A 15,706-nucleotide genomic window follows, 5' to 3' on the forward strand; every position below is an offset into this window, starting at 1 on the left:
GTCGGCGGCCCTTTGCCGGTGCGGTACCGCGCGGGTCGACTGCCGTCATCCCGCCGGGCGTTCGCCGCCGTGCCGCAGCCAGTGCGCCTGTTCGTCGGTGAGGGACAGGTGCAGGGCGTCGAGTGAGCGGTTCAGTTGTCGGGGTGTCTTCGGGCCGATCGACGGCCATACGCCCGGGTGGCGCAGTGTCCAGGCGAGGGCGACCGTCTCCGGGCTCGAGCCGAGTTCGGCGGCGAGCTCCCGGCAGCGTCGGCGGCGGGCGCGGTTCTGCTCGGTGTCGAAGGCGTCCGGGCGGACGTCGTTCTGCCCGGCGTCGGGGCGGGCGAAGAAGCCTCGGGCCTGGGACGACCAGCTCACGAGCGGGAGTCGGTGGTCGTGGACCGCCCGCAGTACGGCGGCGTCCGCGTGGATGTTGCCGTTCATGCGGGCCGGGTCGGGCTCGGCGAGGCTGAACTGGTAGCTGGCCACCGCGGTGTGGCCGCGCTCGGCCAGGTGCTGCGCGAGGGACGAGAGACGGTCGGCGGGCCAGTTCGAGACCCCTGTGCGGCGGGCGTATCCGGCCTCTACCAACTCCACGAGCGTGTCGGCGAGTTCGGCGACCGTCCGGGTGGAGGTCCGGCCCATGACTGACGCGGCCCTGCTCCAGGTACGCGGCCTGGACGTCACCTACCGCCGGTCCCGGCTGCGCGGCGGCGACGTCGACGCGGTACGCGGGGTGGACCTGACCGTGGGCCGCGGCGAGACCGTCGGGCTGGTCGGCGAGTCCGGCTCCGGCAAGTCGACCATCGGCTCGGCGGTCCTCGGCCTGGTGCCCGCGACCGGCGGCAGAGTCGCCTTTGACGGCGCCGACATCACCCAGCGCACCCGCGCCGACCGCCGGCTCCTCGCCCGCCGTATGCAGGTGGTCTTCCAGGACCCGTACGGCTCGATGAACCCCGCCCACACGGTCGAGGACATCCTCGCCGAGGCCCTGCGGTACAACCTGGGCCTGCCCGCGCAGGAGATCCGGGAACGCGTCCTGCGCGCCCTGGACGACGTGGGCCTGCCGCCGGGCGCCGCGCGCCGCTACCCGGCGTCGTTCTCCGGCGGCCAGCGTCAACGTATCGCCATCGCGAGGGCGTTGGTGATGGAGCCCGAGTTCCTGGTCTGTGACGAGGCGGTCAGCGCGCTCGACCTCTCGGTGCAGGCGCAGGTCCTCAACCTGCTGGCCCGCCTCAAGCGGACCCGCGGCCTGAGCTACCTGTTCATCTCGCACGACCTCTCCGTGGTGCGCTACCTCAGCGACACGATCGTCGTCCTGTACGCCGGCCGGGTCGTCGAACGCGGCCCGGCGGCACGGGTCGCCGAAACCCCTCAACACCCCTATACCCGCGCGCTGTTGGCGGCGGCTCCGGTGCCGGATCCGGTGGTCCAGCGCCGCCGCCGGGCCGAACGGCGGCTCGCGCCCGCCTCGATCCCCACGGCGGGACGCAGCAGCGAGGGCTGCGCCTTCGCGTCCCGTTGCCCGTTCGCGCAGGACGCCTGCCGGACGAGGGTGCCGGACCTCGTCGACCGCGACGGAGTGGCCGTGGCCTGCCGTCGCCGCGACGAGATCGACGCGCTGGCGGGCGCTGCGATCGGCGCGGCACGAACCGACCGCGACGCCTGAACTCCAGCTCCCCATACGACAGTTGCCTCCCCCCAAGGACGAGAATGACCACCACCGCCCCCGCCCACCTCGACATCGCCGCGCTGTTGCCCGACGGCACGCACCTCATCGCCGGCGAGTGGGTCCCCGCCCGCTCGAAGGCCGTACTCGAAGTCGTCAACCCGGCCACCGCCACGCTCCTCGCCCACGTACCGCGAGGTACCGCCGAGGACGTCGACGACGCCGTACGGGCGGCCGAGCAGGCGCTGCCCGCCTGGCGCGACACCAGCCCCGCCGTACGCGGCGAACTCCTTTACCGCTGGGCCGAGTCGGTCCGCGAGCACGACGACACCATCAACCTCCTGGAGGCCCTCGAAGTCGGCCACCCCGTCGACCCCTCCCCCATCGCCGCGCGCCTGACGTACCTCGCCGGCAAGGCGGACAAGGTCTTCGGCGACACGCTGCCCACCCGCTCCCCCGACCTGCTCGGTCTGACGCTTCGCGAGCCGTTCGGCGTGGTCGGCGCGATCATCCCGTGGAACGCGCCCGGCCCCATGACGGTCTTCAACACGGCCGCCCCGATCGCCGCCGGCAACACCGTGGTCCTCAAGCCCGCCGAGGACGCGCCACTCACCGCCCTCTACCTGTGCAGGCTCGCTCTGGAGGCGGGCGTCCCGCCCGGCGTCCTCAACGTCGTCACGGGGTACGGCGCCGAGGCGGGCGCGGCCCTTCCCGCCCACCCCGGCATCCGCAAGATGAGCTTCACTGGCTCGCCCGCCACCGGCACCGCCGTGATGGAGGCGTGCGCCCGCAACCTCATACCTCTGCAACTGGAGTTGGGCGGCAAGTCCCCGCAGATCGTGCTGCCGGACGCCGACCTCGCGAAGGCCGTCCCGGCGATCGTGCGCAGCATCGTGATGAACAGCGGCCAGGTCTGCGCGGCGGGCTCCCGCGTCCTGGTCCACCCCTCGCTGCACGACCGGCTCGTCGCCGAGGTCGCCGACGCCTTCCGGGCCGTACGCGTCGGGCTGTGGGACCAGGCGGTCGACATGGGTCCGCTGATCAACGCCCGGCAGGAGCGGCGGGTGCTGGACTACCTCGCCATCGGGCGGGCTGAGGGTGCCGAAGTCGTCGTGGGCGGCGGCAAGTTGACCGGCGAGCCGTACGACGACGGGTACTTCGTCGAGCCGACCCTCTTCGACCGGGTCACCTCCGGAATGCGCATCGCCCAGGAGGAGATCTTCGGCCCGGTGCTGTCCGTGCTGACCTACGAGGACGAGGAGGAGGCCGTCGCGCTCGCCAACGGCACCCGCTACGGCCTCACCGCCACCGTCTGGACCCAGGACGTCGGTCGCGCCGTACGCCTGGCCCGGCGGGTCCAGGCCGGCCAGGTCGCCGTCAACACACTCGGCGACGGCGGCCCGGCCGGGGCGATCGGCGCGCCCTTCGGGGGCTACAAGCACAGCGGGTTCGGGCGCTCCATGGGGCCGGACTATCTGGAGGACTGGACGCAGGTGAAGTGCGTGGTCATCAATGCGGGGTGAGACCTGGATCGAAGGCGAGAGCCCGATCAACCACGGACTCCGTCATCTCCGGGGCGGTGCAGGGCGTACGAGCCCGGTCTGGTAGGCGATGACGACGAGTTGGGCGCGGTCCCGGGCGCCGAGCTTGGTCAGGGAGCGCTGGATGTGGCTGCGTACGGTCAGCACGCTCAGGACCAGTTCCGCGGCGATCTCGTCGTTGGACCTGCCGCGCGCCGCGAGCACGGTGACCTCGCGTTCGCGCGGAGTGAGGTCGGCGAGGCGTTCCGGGGGTGCCAGGAGGGCGCCGGGGGCCGGGGCGGTGAGGAAGCGGGTGATGAGGGCGCGGGTGGCACCCGGTGAGAGGAGTGCCTCGCCGGAAGCGATGGTGCGGATGCCGGCCAGCAGGGTGTCCGTGGTGACGTACTTGCCCAGGAAGCCGCTGGCTCCGACGCGCAGCGCCTGGGCGACGTACTCCTCGGTCTCGAACATGGTCAGGACCAGCACCCGGGTTCCGGCCAGCTTGGGGTCGTCGCAGATGGCGGCGGTGGCGGCGAGGCCGTCCGTGCCGGGCATGCGGATGTCCATCAGGACGATGTCGGGCCGGTGCACGCGGGCCAGCTCCAGCGCCTCCTGTCCGTTGGCGGCCTCGCCGACCACCTCCATGTCCTCGCAGGAGTCGATGAGGAGCCGGAACGTCCCCCGCAGCAGGGCCTGGTCGTCGGCGAGCAGGACGCGGATGCTCACAGGGCCGCCTCTTGCTCTTCCGAGGATGCGTGCTGCAGCGGCAGCGCGGTGCTGACCTCGAAGCCGCCGTCCGGGAGCGGGCCGGCCCGCAGGTCGCCGCCGACGGAGTGGGCGCGTTCGCGCATGCCCATCAGCCCGAAACCGCCGCCCGGCAGCGGTGAGCCGGCGACGGCGCCGCCATTGGTGACCGTGATCTTCAGACGCGAGTCGGTGTAGGCGAGCCGCACGTGAGCCGTGTGATCGGTCGCGTGCTTGGTGGCGTTGGTGAGGGCTTCCTGGATGATCCGGTACGCCGTCAGGTCCACGCCCGGAGACAGGGGCCGGGGCTCGCCCTCGGTGTTGACGGTGACGTCGAGCCCGACGGACGCGCACGTCGAGACCAGGTCGGGGAGGAGCTCCAGGCCCGGTGAGGGTTCCAGGGACTCGGCGTCGGGGTCGCCGGTCTGCCGCAACACCCCTACGGTGGCCCGGAGTTCGAGCAGCGCGGACGAGGTCGTGACCGTCAGCTCTTCGAGCAGCCGCTGCGCCTGCTCGGGGTGGGTGGGCGCGAGGTGGCGGGCGGTGCCGGCCTGCGCGTTGGCCACGGCCATGTGGTGGGCGACGACGTCATGGAGCTCGCGGGCGATGCGCATGCGTTCCTCGGCGACCCGCAGGCGCGCCTCCTCCTCGCGAGTGCGCTCGGCGTACGAGGCGCGGGCCTGCACGGACTCCAGGTAGGCCTGCCGCAGCCGGGCGCCGCTGCCGCCGACCAGGGGCAGCAGCAGCCACAGAACCGGGCCGACCGTCCTCAGGACCACCATCTCGCTGCTGGGGTTGTCCAGGATGGCGGAGATCACCGTCGTGGCCATGGCAGCCAGACCGCACACGCGGGTGGTGCGCCGGTCGGTTCCTTGGGCCACCCAGAAGAGGGCGACCATGAGGGGTGCCAGCAGCAGCGGGGTGAGCACATAGCCCAGGGCGGCGGTGGCCACCGTACAGACCGTGGCCACGGTGGCGGCAGTGCGCGGGTGGCTGCGTCCCCGCCACAGGGCGAGGCAGGCGACCGCGGCGAGGACGAAGCCGGGGGTGTCGTCCTGCGGCTGGTCGACGCCGGGGATGGTGAGCGAGGCGCCGAGGGCCGCGCAGCCCAGCACCGCGGCGACCGTCACCGCGTCCACGACACGCGTGTAGCGCGCCGTGGGCCGGTCGAAGCTGAGGGTCATCGGTTCTCCTGGTGAAGTGCCTGCGTCCATGGTGGACGACGTGCGCGCGGGGTGCCGTAAGGGCCGCCCGCGCTCGGCAGCGCGGGCGGCCCGGGGGCGCGATGGCCGGTCAGACCCGTGCCTCGGCCGGCTCGTCCGGTGTCGCGTCCGGCACCGGTGCCGGGCTCCGGGTGAGGGCCTCGCCCTCGATGTCGACCCGCGGCAGGATCCGGTCCAGCCATTTCGGCAGCCACCAGGCCCGGTCGCCGAGCATGGCGAGGACCGCCGGTACCAGGGCCATCCGTACGACGAAGGCGTCGAAGAGGACGGCGGAGGCCATGCCGAACCCGATCATCTTGATCATGGAGTCGTCCTCGCCGACGAACCCCGCGAAGACCGCGATCATGATGAGAGCGGCGGCCACCACCACGCGGGCGCTGTGCCGGAACCCCGAGACCACCGCCTGCTCGGCGGTCTCCCCGTGGACGTACGACTCCCGCATCCGTGAGACGAGGAACACCTCGTAGTCCATGGCGAGACCGAACACGATGCCCACCAGGAAGATCGGCATCAGGCTCATGATCGGCCCGGTCTGCTCCACGCCCAGCAGCGAGGCAGCGTGCCCCTGCTGGAAGACCACGACGACCACGCCGAGCGCCGCGAGGACGGACAGGAGGAAGCCGAGCGCCGCCTTGAGCGGGACGAAGAGGGACCGGAAGACCACCAGCAGCAGGACGACGGCCAGGCCGACGATGACGACGAGATACGGGATCAGCGCCGCCTGCACCTTCCCGGCTATGTCGATGTTCAGGGCCGTGGTGCCGGTGACCTCGAAGGAGGCGCCGTCTGTCGCCGCCTCCGTCGCGGGGCGCTCGTCCCGGATGGTCTTGACGAGGGTCTTGGTCTTCTCGTCGGTGGGGCTGGTGGACGGGGTCGCGGTGAACACCGCGGTGTCGCCGGCGTCGTTGAAGTGGGCCTTGGAGACCGAGACGACTCCCTTCGTCCCGCCGATCTTCTCGCTGATGGTGCTCACGGCCGTCTTGGCGTCGTCCGCGCCCTTGGCGTCGACCACGATGGTCAGCGGCCCGTTGAAGCCGGGCCCGAAACCCTCCGCGAGGTCGTCGTAGGCCCGGCGTTCGGTGGTGGAGGTGGACTTGGCCTCGTCACCGGGCATGCCCAGTTGCAGCGCCGTCGCCGGCAGAGCGAGGGCGCCCAGGCCGACCACGCTCAGCAGTAGCACGGGGACGGGGCGGCGCAGGACGAAGCGGGCCCAGCGGGTGCCGTGGTTGTCCTTCGCGTCGCCGGAGGCGGAGGCGGAGGCGGCCGCGGGTTCGACAGCGGTGGCCGATCGTGATCCCTTCCCCGGCCGCCGCACCCATCCGCGCCGGCTTCGACCCTGCTTGCGTACGGCGCCGGACAGCACGGCGTTGGGCCAGAAGCCGAGGAGCGCGGGCACGACGGTCAGGGCGACGAGGACGGCGACGACCACCGCACCGGCCGCGGCCAGGCCCATCTTGGTGAGCATCGGGATGCCGACCACCGAGAGGCCGGCCAGCGCGATGACCACGGTGAGTCCGGCGAAGACCACTGCCGACCCGGCCGTACCGACCGCGAGCCCGGCCGCCTCCTGCGGTGCCTGTCCCCTGGCGCGTTCCTCGCGGTAGCGGGAGACGACGAACAGGGCGTAGTCGATGCCGACCGCCAGGCCCAGCATCATCGCGAGCGTGCCGGTCGACGTCGACAGGCCGAGCGCGTCGGACAGGGTCAGGATCGTGAACATGCTGAGGCCGACGCCGAGGACGGCGGTCAGCAGCGGCAGTCCGGCGGCGGCCAGCGAGCCGAAGGTGATCAGCAGGACGACCGCGGCGATGGAGATGCCGATGATCTCGGCGACCCCGCCGGGCCCGCCGCCGCTGTCCATCGCGCTGCCGCCCGTCTCGACCTTGAGGCCCGCGTCCCGGGCCTGGTGGGTGGCCTGCTCCAGCGCGGCGCGGCTCGCGTCGGTGATGTCACTGGACGCGGCCTTGTAGGTGACGGTCGCGTACGCGGTCGTGCCGTCCTTGCTGACCGCGGCCGACTTGAAGGGATCCGCGACGCCGGCGACCTGCGAACCGTCGCCGAGTTCCGTCACCGTCCGTTCGACGGCCTGCTTGTTCTCGGTGGCGGTCACCTTCTGCCCCTCGGGGGCGACGAAGACGACGCGGGCTGTGGCGCCGTCGGCGGCCGCACCCGGGAACCGCTGCTCCATCAGGTCGTACGCCTTCTGGGACTCGATGCCGGGCATCGAGAACTCCTCGTCGGAGGCTCCCGGGGCTCGCAGGGCGCTCAACCCGACGCAGGCCAGCACTCCCACCCACAGCAGGGCGACGTACCAGCGCCGTCGGAAGGCCAACCGGCCCAGTCGATAGAGAAATGTTGCCACGTCAAGGGACTCCGCATCTGTTCGCGCTTGCCCCTCAGCCTGTCCTGGCAGCCGTACGGCCGTCGTCGTCCCGCTACTGGCACTCACGCTTACTGGATCCGGAGGACCGACTACTGAAACCGCAGTACGTCGGCGGTCCCGGCCTCATACGCCGGTACGACGACCTCCGCGGCAGCGGGCGACTCACCAGGGCCGTACGACGACGTATCCCTGGCGCGGGCTCGGCCGGACCGGCAGGTCGCCGCCGTACAGCGCTTCCACGAACGGGGTCGTGCGGTGGTAGCAGTACACGGACGAGGCGGCTCCGACCACGGCGCGCGACTCGCGCAGACAGAGGTCCCGGAAGGCGCGGCTGGTCTCGAAGTGGGCGAGGACCGTCCGGTGCAGGGTCTGGAAGGGGCCGTTGCCCCGCAGGAACCGCCAGTCGAGGATGTGGAGTTCGGTACAGGCGAGGCCGAGGGCCCCTGTCCCCGCCGTGCTGCGGTTGCGCATCTTGGGGCCGTTCTCGTGGGCCCGGCAGCGGTCGGTCAGCGGCTCGGTGACGAAACCGGGCTCCACGGCACCGGAGTCTGCCCGACGACCTGGCCCTTCAACGGGATCTCACGGGCCTCGCGTGGTACGTACGTGTCGCCTCGCAGGCGGCGCAGTGGCGTCACACGGATGCGGGTCTTCGACGGCTCGGCGGTGTTCATGGGCCCACACTGCGCCGTGCGGCCGGACTCAGCCAGGACCCTCCTGAACAGAGGATCAGCGGTCCTGGTAACAGCTCCACCATGATCGGCGGGAATAACCGGGGTCCGCGGCTCAGTACCTCGGCCGTCGGCGCCCGGCCCACCCGAGCATCACCACCGAGCAGACCGCCGCGAACGCGCACCACGTCGACACGAACTCCAGCCGCCACAACGCGTAGCAGACCAGCGCGCCCACCCCGGCCAGGAAGCCGAACCCGCGCAGCCGGCGGTCGCCGGACAGCAGCAGCGAACCGACCGTGGCCAGAAGATACCCCGCGACCACCAGGCTCCCGTGCGACAACCCGAGCACGTAGCCGACGGTGTGCCCGCGAATCTCGGCCCGCACGGAATGCGTGGTGAGCGCATGAACCAGGGCCACCGCGGTCGCGACACCGCACGCCAGCGGCAGCACCAGTCGGCGCCTGGCCTGCCGCGGGGCCGCGCACAGCACACCGACCGGCACCCACACCGCCAGCAGCGGAAACGCGATCACGGTCCAGGCGACGACGGCCGGGCCGGTGCCGCCGCCCACATGCCAGACCCACGCCTCCACCAGCTGGTGCGCCCCGAGCAGCACGGGCAGCGCGGCCAGCGGAAGGTCGCGGGTCCGTTGCGCCCGCGCCACGCAGGCGACCCCGACACCGGCGATCGCGGTCCCCGCGACGAGATCGGCCGTCGCACTCCAGCACATCCCACCACCATGACGTCGACCGTGCCGCAATTCCAACGGGACCCGGTCTCCATGCAGAATCCCGCTCAAGAACGACGGGGTCGTCCACGGCGTCCACGGACCGCCGGTGACCTGGTGGCTCCTGACCTCTACCCGCGCACCACCTGGGCGAGGAACACGTCCACCAGGGCATGCGCCCGCTCCCGGGACTCGTCCCTCCGGGCGACGGTCTCGGCGAGCAGCCGGTCGGGGTCCACGCCGTGCCGCTCGGCCTCCCGGCGGCCGCCCAGGTCGAGCCACATGCGCAGGGTCTCCTCGGTCAGCTCGGGGTGGAACTGCACCCCGAGCGAGCGCCCGGCCCGGAAGGCCTGCGGTCCCACGGCGCTGCGCGCCAGCTCGACGGCTCCCGGCGGCGTCCCGAACCGGTCGAAGTGCCACTGGAACCAAGGCCCTTCGGGCACGAGCTCGGGTGCATCGGTCTCGATCGCCGTCCAGCCGATCTCGGGCCGCGGCGCCCGCTCCACCCGCCCACCGAGCGCGGTGGCCAGCGCCTGGGCGCCGAAGCAGATGCCGAGCACCGGGATGTCGGAGGCGTGCGCGGTGCGCAGCAGGCGCAGTTCGCCGTCGATCCAGGGGGCGACGGAGCCCCGGTCGTAGACGGACCACGGGGCGCCGAGCAGGACGACCACGTCGTATGCGGTGGGGTCGGGGAAGACGAACCGGACACCCGGGGTGAGGTACTGCTCCTCGGGTACGACGGTCAACTCGTTCAGCGCATAGCCGAGTTCGGCCAGCCGCCCGCCCACCGGGCCGGACAGGGAGGCGTGGTCGTGGCGGACGAGCAGGGCTCGTGGGGCGGTTGCCGTTCCTTTCATTTGAGGTCAAATAATATGCACGAGGTCTCCCGTACGGCAAGGCCCGCACGGCGACCGACCGGGCGTTGACTCTTCGTGCGATCCGGGTCACGGTGAGGATTCGTCGCCCCCGGAGGTCCGCCATGGCTCCGTCGTCAGCGCCCCACTCCGATTCCGGCCTCGTCGAACGCTTACGGGCCGTACGCCCCTTCATCCGCGACCACGCCTTACGCACCGAGCAGGAGCGCAGGGTCCCGGACGAGGTCGTCGCGGCACTCACGGACGCCGGGCTCTACCGGATGAACGTCCCCAGGCGGTACGGCGGTTACCAGACGCCGCCGCACACCCAGGTCGACGCGATCGCCGAAGTGGCCGCGGCCTGCGGTTCGACCGCGTTCGCGGCGCTGATCCAGGCCGGGTGTTCGTTCATCGCGGCGCTCTTCCCGGACGAGGCGCAGGACGAGATCTTCACCAGCCCCGACGTGCGGGTCGGCGGCACCCTGATCCCGGACGCCACCGCGGTGGCCACGGAGGACGGCTATGTCGTCAACGGCACCTCGGGGTTCGCCACCGGCTGCCGACACGCCGACTGGCATCTGCTCACCGCGCGGGTGGAGTCCGGCGAGGGACCACCCGAGGTGCTGTGGACCGCCGTACCCATGGCGGAGCTGGAGATCCTCGACGACTGGTACGTCTCCGGGCTGGCCGGCAGCGGGAGCAACAGTGTCGTCGCGCGGGACGTCTTCGTGCCCGCCCACCGGATCCTGCCGGTCGGACCCCTGCTCGCCGGCGAGTTCCCGTCCAAGGCCAACGCCGACGACCCGTTCTACCGGATGCCCGTCCTGCTGATGTTCTGCGCCTGGACGGCACCGAACGCCCTCGGGCTGGCCCGGGCCGCGCTGGAGGAGTTCACCGAGCGGATCCACCGGCGGGGCATCACGTACACCTTCCACCAGCGGCAGCACGAGGCGACCGTCACCCATCTCCAGGCCGCCGAGGCAGCGCTGAAGATCTCCGCCGCCGAGCTGCTGACCAGCGACTTCGTCACCCGGATCGAGGCCGGGGAGCCTTACTCGGAGGAGGAGCGGGCCAGGATCCGGGCGCAGAGCGGCTACGCGGCGCGCCTGTGCAAGGAGGCGGTCGATCTGATCGCCTCCGCCTCCGGGGCGTCCTCGTTGCACCGGGAGGTGCCGATCCAGCGGGCGGTGCGGGACGTGCAGGCACTGACCTTGCACTCCTTCGTCAATCCCGCGACCAACCTGGAGCTTTACGGGCGGGTGCTGTCGGGGCTGGACGCGGGGACGCCGTTCCTGTGAGCGACGGTCCTCAACGCCGGATCCGGTGAGCGACGGTCCTCAACGCCGGAATCCGGTGATGGACGGCCCTCACGGCCGGCCCGCGCCCGGCACCTCGACCGGCATGGCAAGCACCTGACCGCTGCCGGGTGCCACCATCTCGGTCTCCGTCATGCCCTGCCAGCGCGCCGCCGTGATGAACAGGGTCCTGCGGTCGGGGCCGCCCAGGGCGCAGGCGAAGGCTCCGCGGTCCAGGGTCACGGTCCGCAGGACGGCGCCGCCTTCGGTGACGCGGACACAGCGCCGGTTCGGGACGTCGGCGTACCAGACGGCGTTCTCCGCGTCCGTGCAGATACCGTCCGGGGCGCCCTCGCCGAGGTCGGCCCAGACGCGCCGGCCGGACAACCCGCCGTCGGCGTCGATGTCGAAGGCGACCAGTCGGTGGCGGTGGGAGTCGGCGACGATCAGCGTGGCGCCGTCCGGGGTGACGGCCATGCCGTTGGGGAAGGCGATGTCGTCGGCCACCTCGCGCACCGAGCCGTCGGGAGTGACGAGGTGCACCGAGCCCGGTTTGACGCTCTCCCCCGCCATCGGGTCGAATTCGACCCGGTTGACGTAGACGTTGCCGCGGCCGTCCGCGACGATGTCGTTCCAGCCGGGTTCGCCCAGGTCGGCGTAGGGGACCAGACCGACGTCCGGTTCCCGCCGCAGCAGCCGGCCCTCGGCCGACGAGACGATCAGCAGGTGGCCGTCCGGAAGCCAGGCCGTGCACAGCGGCAGGGACGCCACCCGGGCGACGACCTCAGTGCGACCCGCCGCGTCGACGGCCACGACCTCGCCGGCGGACCAGTCGGAGAAGTACAGCCGGCCTCCGTGCCAGCGCGGGGACTCCACCAGGCCCCGACCGGTGAGCAGCGTAGACACCTCGGTCATCGTCATCACGCCCTTCGGTCGCGTCTGCCCCTTCACTGTCCATACGAACGGCGACCCGGCCGAATCGACACGGGTGGGCGTCAGGATCCGTCCACGGCCCGCACCCGGGCCAGTACGTCCCGGATCATCTCGGCACTGATCATGAAGTGCCGGCGGGCGATCTCCTCCGCGCGCTCGGGCTCGCCCGCCGCGATGGCCTCGTAGAGGGACGTGTGGTCCGCGCCGGCCCGGTGAAAGTGGGTCCGCTCGCCCTTGCCCCAGGGCTCGACCGGGAATCCGAGGCTGATCCGGGTCAGCAGGTCACGGCTGAGCAGGGCGATCTGCGGATTGCGGGTGGCCGCGCAGATGCCCTGGTGGAAAGCGCTGTCGGCGGCCTGCTCCTCGCGAGGCGTGGTCGCGGACAGGTGCGCGGCCAGGGCCGCGCGCATCGGTTCGAGGTCCTCGGGCCGCCGCCGGCGCGCGGCGGTCGCGGCCACCATGCCCTCCACCAGCCCGCGCAGGTCGAAGAGCTGCTCGAACTCCTCCCAGCGGGGCAGCAGCGTCCGCCGGACCGCGGCGGCGGTGGAGGCGGTCCAGCTGTCGCGCACGAACGCCCCGCCGCTGCGGCCCCGCCGGATCTCGATGACGCCGAGCGCCTGAAGCCGCGCCACCGCCTCCCGCACGGTGGGACGACTCACCCGCAGCAGCCCGGTGAGCTCCCGCTCGGGCGGCAGGCGTTCGCCCGGCAGGAAGTCACCGACGGCGATCGCGGTGAGCAGCCGGTCGGAGACCTCGTCCACGGCGGAGGTGACGCGCACCGGCCGCAGGGGGGAGGGTGTGCCGCCGAGGACACGGTCGAGCACCCGCGCGTACTCGTCCTCCGGCCCGGGCGCCTCAGGTACGGATGTCAGCTGACTCCCCCTAAATCGCTGCTTCTGTTAACGCACGCAACCCATGTGAACGCGCCGTTACTTCTTGCCCCGGCGCCGCTAAAAGGTCTTGTGCGCTGACCATTTACCCAATGACTATCTCACCCATCCGTCACTCCCATCCCGTTTCAGCCAGCGGCCGGTTCGTTCCGGCCTGTCTGGGAGGCTCCCTCGTGGCGATCCCCGAACCGAACCACACCGGAACCGTCGACTTCAACGGCAATTCCACCTGGTACCGGATCACCGGCGAACCGGGCAGGACACCCTTGGTGGTCCTGCACGGCGGCCCCGGCGCCGGTCACGACTACACGCTCGCCATCGCGAACATCGCAGCCCAGGGTCGCCAGGTCGTGCACTACGACCAGCTCGGCACCGGCCGCTCCACCCATCTGCCCGACAAGGGCGCCGACTTCTGGACCGTCCAGCTCTTCCTCGACGAACTCGACGTCCTGCTCAAGAAGTTGGGGATCGCGGACGGCTACCACCTGCTCGGCCAGTCCTGGGGCGGCATGCTCGCCGCCGAGCACGCGGTGCGAAGGCCGGCCGGGCTGCGCGGCCTGGTCATCGCCAACTCCCCCGCGTCCATGGAGCTGTGGCTGGCCGCGGCCGCCGAGCTGCGGGCCGCCCTCCCGCCGGAGGTGCAGCGCACCCTGCTCGCGCACGAGGAGGCGGGCACCACCGACCATCCCGACTACCGCGCCGCCGAGCAGGTCTTCAACGAGCGCCATGTGTGCCGCCTGACGCCCAACCCGCCCGAGGTCCAGGCGACCTGGGACAACATCGCGGCCGATCCGACCGTGTACCACACGATGAACGGGCCGAACGAGTTCCATGTGGTCGGCACCCTCAAGGACTGGTCCGTCGTCGACCGGCTGCATCTGATCGACGCGCCGACGCTGCTCGTCTCCGGGCGCCACGACGAGGCGACTCCCGAGACCCTCCGCCCCTTCGCCGACCACATCCCCGACGTGCGCTGGCAGATGTTCGAGCGCTCCAGCCATATGCCGCACGTCGAGGAGGAGGAGCTCTACCTCCGGGTCGTGGGCTCGTTCCTCGACTCCACCGACTGATCCCCCGACGGGAGTTGTCTGCCATGTCCCGCAGCACCAGACGGGGCGCGCTCGCCGCCGCCACCGTCGCGCTCGCCCTCACCGCGGCCGCCTGTTCGTCCTCCGACGACGGCTCGTCCTCCAGTCCCACCTCGTCATCGGGCTCCGGCACCACCGCCTTCCAGTCACAGCACAAGGGCGGCACCCTGAAACTGGTCGCCCACGCGGCCGCGGGCACCTTCGACCCGCAGGTCAACTACACGCTCCAGTACTGGCAGTTGTACCAGTCGATGTACGACGGCCTGCTGGCCTTCAAGAAGGTGAACGGGCAGGAGTCCTTCACGGTCGTCCCGGACCTTGCCACGGCACTGCCAAAGGTCACCAACGGCGGCAGGACCTACACCTTCACCCTGCGCAAAGGCATCACCTTCTCCAACGGCAAGGCCCTGACCACCGACGACGTCGTGGCGTCCTTCCAGCGCATCTTCAAGGTCTCCAGCCCCACGGCAGGCACCTTCTACAACGGCATCGTCGGCGCCGACGCCTGTCTCAAGAAGCCGGCCTCCTGCACGCTCAAGGGCGGTGTGACCGGCGACGCGAAGGCCGGCACCATCACCATCAACCTCACCGCCGCGGACCCGGAGTTCCCGTACAAGCTGGCCGTCCCGCACGCCGTCGTCGTACCGAAGGACTCGCCGACGAAGGACGCCGGCACGAAGCCGCTGCCCACCACCGGCCCCTACATGGCGGCCTCGTACGACCCGAACCGCGCGCTGAAGCTCGTACGCAACCCGCACTTCGAGGAGTGGTCGCGCGAGGCCGAGCCGCAGGGCTACCCGGACGTCATCGACTACACCTTCGGGCAGACCGTCGAGTCGGAGGTGACCGCCGTCGAGAACGGCCAGGCGGACTGGATGTACGATCCGCCGCCCGCCGACCGGCTCAACGAGATCGGCACCAAGTACGCCTCGCAGGCGCATGTGAACCCGCTGACCGCGTTCTGGTACGCGACGCTGAACGTCAACATGGCGCCGTTCGACAACAAGCTGGCGCGCCAGGCGATCAACTGGGCCGTGGACCGGGCGGCCGTGGTGCGGCTGTACGGCGGCACCAACCTCGCCTCCCCCGCCTGCACCGTCCTGCCGGCCGGCTTCCCCGGGCACGTCGACTCCTGCGACTACACCAAGGGCGGGGGTACGACCTGGAAGGCGGCGGACCTGGCGAAGGCCAAGGCGCTGGTGAAACAGTCCGGTACGGCGGGGCAGGAGGTCGGCATCGTCGTGCAGGACGACGACGTCAACAAGTCGATCGGAGAGTACCTGCAGAGCCTGCTCACCCAGCTCGGCTACAAGGCGAAGCTGAAGCCGCTGTCGGGGAACATCCAGTTCACCTACATCCAGAACACCAAGAACAAGGTGCAGTTGGCGCTGACGTCCTGGTACCAGGACTATCCGGCGGCCTCGGACTTCCTCAACGTGCTGCTGTCCTGCGCCTCGTTCCACCCGGGCAGCGACTCCAGCATCAACATCTCCGGGTTCTGCGACAAGGGCGTCGACGCGAAGATGCAGGCCGCGCTGAAGACGGCGGAGACCGACGAGAAGAGCGCGAACCAGCAGTGGGGCGCCATCGACCAGCAGATCATGGCCGACTCCCCGCTCGTGCCGCTGATCAACCCCAAGCTGATCGACTTCACCTCGACCCGGGTCGGCAACTACCGGTTCAGCAAGCAGTTCTACATGCTCGTCGGGCAGCTGTGGGTCAAATGACCG

15 protein-coding genes are annotated in these 15,706 nt (G+C 71.3%); 5 read left to right on the forward strand and 10 right to left on the reverse strand.

Annotation, left to right across the window (positions count from 1 at the left end; all coding sequences use genetic code 11):
* Positions 1-45 precede the first annotated feature (45 nt).
* Complete coding sequence (locus ACQEWB_RS03820) at positions 46-624, reverse strand: aldo/keto reductase (protein ID WP_432827010.1); 579 nt, start codon at positions 622-624, stop codon at positions 46-48.
* Here ACQEWB_RS03820 and ACQEWB_RS03825 point away from each other — a divergent pair.
* Both ACQEWB_RS03825 and ACQEWB_RS03830 read left to right on the forward strand, forming a co-directional pair.
* Complete coding sequence (locus ACQEWB_RS03825; protein WP_432827012.1) at positions 623-1,648, forward strand: oligopeptide/dipeptide ABC transporter ATP-binding protein; 1,026 nt, start codon at positions 623-625, stop codon at positions 1,646-1,648. The genes ACQEWB_RS03820 and ACQEWB_RS03825 overlap by 2 nt on opposite strands.
* 44 nt (positions 1,649-1,692) lie before the next feature.
* On the forward strand, positions 1,693-3,171 hold the full coding sequence (locus tag ACQEWB_RS03830; protein ID WP_432827014.1) for an aldehyde dehydrogenase family protein: 1,479 nt from the start codon (positions 1,693-1,695) through the stop codon (positions 3,169-3,171).
* Between the two features lie 42 nt (positions 3,172-3,213).
* Here the strand turns inward: ACQEWB_RS03830 and ACQEWB_RS03835 are convergent, their stop codons facing one another.
* The 7 genes from ACQEWB_RS03835 to ACQEWB_RS03865 all read right to left on the reverse strand — a co-directional run bounded on the left by ACQEWB_RS03835 (position 3,214) and on the right by ACQEWB_RS03865 (position 9,773).
* Entirely contained in the window at positions 3,214-3,894 is a 681-nt protein-coding gene (locus ACQEWB_RS03835) for a response regulator transcription factor (RefSeq protein ID WP_432827016.1), read from the reverse strand.
* Positions 3,891-5,096 carry a sensor histidine kinase gene (locus tag ACQEWB_RS03840; RefSeq protein WP_432827018.1) on the reverse strand — a complete coding sequence of 402 codons (1,206 nt, stop codon included), beginning with the start codon at positions 5,094-5,096 and terminating at the stop codon, positions 3,891-3,893. Before ACQEWB_RS03840 ends, ACQEWB_RS03835 begins: the two co-directional genes overlap by 4 nt.
* 109 nt (positions 5,097-5,205) lie before the next feature.
* Positions 5,206-7,497 carry an MMPL family transporter gene (locus ACQEWB_RS03845; RefSeq protein ID WP_432827020.1) on the reverse strand — a complete coding sequence of 764 codons (2,292 nt, stop codon included), beginning with the start codon at positions 7,495-7,497 and terminating at the stop codon, positions 5,206-5,208.
* Positions 7,498-7,680: 183 nt separating this feature from the next.
* A complete protein-coding gene (locus ACQEWB_RS03850) occupies positions 7,681-8,055 on the reverse strand; it encodes a tRNA-dependent cyclodipeptide synthase (protein ID WP_432827022.1) in 375 nt (124 codons plus the stop codon).
* The gene (locus tag ACQEWB_RS03855) at positions 8,025-8,189 is read right to left on the reverse strand and encodes a hypothetical protein (RefSeq protein ID WP_432827024.1); all 165 of its coding nucleotides are present in this window, start codon (positions 8,187-8,189) and stop codon (positions 8,025-8,027) included. Before ACQEWB_RS03855 ends, ACQEWB_RS03850 begins: the two co-directional genes overlap by 31 nt.
* Before the next feature lie 112 nt (positions 8,190-8,301).
* Positions 8,302-8,919 (reverse strand): DUF6629 family protein, encoded by a 618-nt coding sequence (locus tag ACQEWB_RS03860; RefSeq protein ID WP_432827026.1) that lies wholly within the window; start codon positions 8,917-8,919, stop codon positions 8,302-8,304.
* Positions 8,920-9,047: 128 nt separating this feature from the next.
* The gene (locus ACQEWB_RS03865; RefSeq protein ID WP_432827028.1) at positions 9,048-9,773 is read right to left on the reverse strand and encodes a type 1 glutamine amidotransferase; all 726 of its coding nucleotides are present in this window, start codon (positions 9,771-9,773) and stop codon (positions 9,048-9,050) included.
* Positions 9,774-9,895: 122 nt separating this feature from the next.
* Here ACQEWB_RS03865 and ACQEWB_RS03870 point away from each other — a divergent pair, with 122 nt between their 5' ends.
* Positions 9,896-11,068 carry a flavin-dependent monooxygenase gene (locus tag ACQEWB_RS03870; protein ID WP_432827030.1) on the forward strand — a complete coding sequence of 391 codons (1,173 nt, stop codon included), beginning with the start codon at positions 9,896-9,898 and terminating at the stop codon, positions 11,066-11,068.
* A 69-nt stretch (positions 11,069-11,137) separates the two neighbouring features.
* Here ACQEWB_RS03870 and ACQEWB_RS03875 read toward each other — a convergent pair whose 3' ends face one another.
* On the reverse strand, positions 11,138-11,980 hold the full coding sequence (locus ACQEWB_RS03875; RefSeq protein ID WP_432827032.1) for an SMP-30/gluconolactonase/LRE family protein: 843 nt from the start codon (positions 11,978-11,980) through the stop codon (positions 11,138-11,140).
* Positions 11,981-12,060: 80 nt separating this feature from the next.
* Positions 12,061-12,822 carry a FadR/GntR family transcriptional regulator gene (locus tag ACQEWB_RS03880; protein WP_432827034.1) on the reverse strand — a complete coding sequence of 254 codons (762 nt, stop codon included), beginning with the start codon at positions 12,820-12,822 and terminating at the stop codon, positions 12,061-12,063.
* A 239-nt stretch (positions 12,823-13,061) separates the two neighbouring features.
* Between ACQEWB_RS03880 and ACQEWB_RS03885 the strand changes: the two genes are divergently transcribed.
* Both ACQEWB_RS03885 and ACQEWB_RS03890 read left to right on the forward strand, forming a co-directional pair.
* The gene (locus ACQEWB_RS03885) at positions 13,062-13,958 is read left to right on the forward strand and encodes a proline iminopeptidase-family hydrolase (protein WP_432827036.1); all 897 of its coding nucleotides are present in this window, start codon (positions 13,062-13,064) and stop codon (positions 13,956-13,958) included.
* Positions 13,959-13,981: 23 nt separating this feature from the next.
* Entirely contained in the window at positions 13,982-15,703 is a 1,722-nt protein-coding gene (locus ACQEWB_RS03890; protein WP_432827038.1) for an ABC transporter substrate-binding protein, read from the forward strand.
* Positions 15,704-15,706: the final 3 nt, after the last annotated feature.

This window comes from Streptomyces sp. CA-249302, assembly GCF_050936785.1.
Lineage (GTDB): Bacteria > Actinomycetota > Actinomycetes > Streptomycetales > Streptomycetaceae > Streptomyces.

What these genes read in the sequence shown, in the direction of transcription:
- ACQEWB_RS03825 (WP_432827012.1), top strand. Translation starts at nt 623, where the DNA reads ATGACTGACGCGGCCCTGCTCCAGGTACGCGGCCTGGACGTCACCTAC.
- ACQEWB_RS03820 (WP_432827010.1), bottom strand. Translation starts at nt 624, where the DNA reads ATGGGCCGGACCTCCACCCGGACGGTCGCCGAACTCGCCGACACGCTC.
- ACQEWB_RS03830 (WP_432827014.1), top strand. Translation starts at nt 1,693, where the DNA reads ATGACCACCACCGCCCCCGCCCACCTCGACATCGCCGCGCTGTTGCCC.
- ACQEWB_RS03840 (WP_432827018.1), bottom strand. Translation starts at nt 5,096, where the DNA reads ATGACCCTCAGCTTCGACCGGCCCACGGCGCGCTACACGCGTGTCGTG.
- ACQEWB_RS03855 (WP_432827024.1), bottom strand. Translation starts at nt 8,189, where the DNA reads ATGAACACCGCCGAGCCGTCGAAGACCCGCATCCGTGTGACGCCACTG.
- ACQEWB_RS03860 (WP_432827026.1), bottom strand. Translation starts at nt 8,919, where the DNA reads ATGTGCTGGAGTGCGACGGCCGATCTCGTCGCGGGGACCGCGATCGCC.
- ACQEWB_RS03865 (WP_432827028.1), bottom strand. Translation starts at nt 9,773, where the DNA reads ATGAAAGGAACGGCAACCGCCCCACGAGCCCTGCTCGTCCGCCACGAC.
- ACQEWB_RS03870 (WP_432827030.1), top strand. Translation starts at nt 9,896, where the DNA reads ATGGCTCCGTCGTCAGCGCCCCACTCCGATTCCGGCCTCGTCGAACGC.
- ACQEWB_RS03875 (WP_432827032.1), bottom strand. Translation starts at nt 11,980, where the DNA reads ATGACCGAGGTGTCTACGCTGCTCACCGGTCGGGGCCTGGTGGAGTCC.
- ACQEWB_RS03890 (WP_432827038.1), top strand. Translation starts at nt 13,982, where the DNA reads ATGTCCCGCAGCACCAGACGGGGCGCGCTCGCCGCCGCCACCGTCGCG.